This is a genomic window from Streptomyces sp. NPDC020807, assembly GCF_040641575.1.
Taxonomy (GTDB): Bacteria; Actinomycetota; Actinomycetes; order Streptomycetales; family Streptomycetaceae; genus Streptomyces.
Genome location: NZ_JBFADU010000060.1, coordinates 1 through 1,289, shown reverse-complemented (window position 1 = coordinate 1,289; position 1,289 = coordinate 1). Strand labels below are relative to the sequence as shown.

1 protein-coding gene is annotated in these 1,289 nt (G+C 72.6%); it reads right to left on the bottom strand.

The window, feature by feature from the left end:
* Positions 1 to 1,289: MDR/SDR family oxidoreductase (locus AB0G79_RS33305; RefSeq protein ID WP_360813229.1), on the bottom strand; the 1,289-nt coding region annotated here is incomplete at both ends.

The following is a 1,289-nucleotide window of genomic DNA, read 5'->3' as shown; positions in this document are numbered from 1 at the left end:
TGGACCCGGGCTCCGAAGCCTTCCATGACGGCGACGGATCGGCGTACGTCGTCCGTGGGTTCGGCCCTGCGGCCGGCCAGGACGATGTGGCCCGCGCCCTCTTCGGCGAGGCGTTCGCCGACGCGCAGGCCGAGGCCGCCGAGACCGCCGGTGACCAGGTAGGAGGCGTCCGGGGACAGGACCACCGACCGGTCGAAGCGCAGGACGATCTTGCCGATGTGCTTGGTGTGCTGCATGTGCTGGTAGGCCTGCGTCGCCTCGTGGCGCGCGTAGACGGTCAGGGGCAGCGGCCGCAGCGAGCCCGCGGCGAAGAGCGTGCGCAGCTCCTCGAAGAGCCCCGGGATCAGGGTGGCGTCCAGCTCCGCGTCGTCCCCGAGGTCGAACGGGAAGTACGCGGCGTCGGGCCGTTCCCGCCGCATCCGTTCCACCGGCCAGATGCCCAGCTTGCCCATCTCGACGAACCGCCCGCCCTTGGCCAGGACGGACAGGCTCGCGGGGATGAAGTCCCCGTTCAGGCTGTTCAGTACGACGTCGACGCCCTGGCCCGCGGTGGCTGCCGCGATGTCGTCGGCGAACGACGTGCTGCGCGAGTCGAACACGTGGGTGACGCCCATGGCGCGCACCGCGTCCCGCTTCGCCGCGCTCGCGGTGGCGATGACCTCGGCCCCCGCGGCACGCGCGATCTGGACGGCGGCACTGCCCACGCCACCGGAGGCCGCGTGGATCAGCACCCGCTCGCCGCGACGGAGGCCGGCCAGCCTGTTCAGCGCGTAGTGCGCGGTGAGGAACGCCAGGGGGACCGTGGCGCCTTCGGCCACGGTGAGGCCCTCGGGCAGGGGCGCGACCTGTCCCGCCCGTACGGTGACGTAGTCGGCGAAGCCGCCCTCGGTCATCGCCATGACCGCGTCACCGACGGAGAGTCCCGTGACGTCGGGGCCCACGGCCGTGACGACACCCGCGCACTCGAAGCCGAGCGGGATGTCCCCGGCCTCGTCCATGCCGTACGCCGTGGCGTAGTGCTCCCGCATCATGCCCATCGAGACGAGGACGTCGCGGAAGTTGAGCCCGGCGGCTCCCACCTCGATCTCGACCTCGCCGGCCAGCGGCTCGCGCCGCTCCATCGGGACGGCCCGCAGGTACTCCGGAGAGCCGTACTCCTCCAGCACCAGCCGGACCGGCACGGTGGACGTGGGATCGCTGGTGGGGGTGAGTGCGGGGGTGTGGTGGTGGGTGCCGCGGAGGGCGGTGTGGGTGTGGGTGGTGCGGAGGGCTTCGGTGAGGGGGGTGTG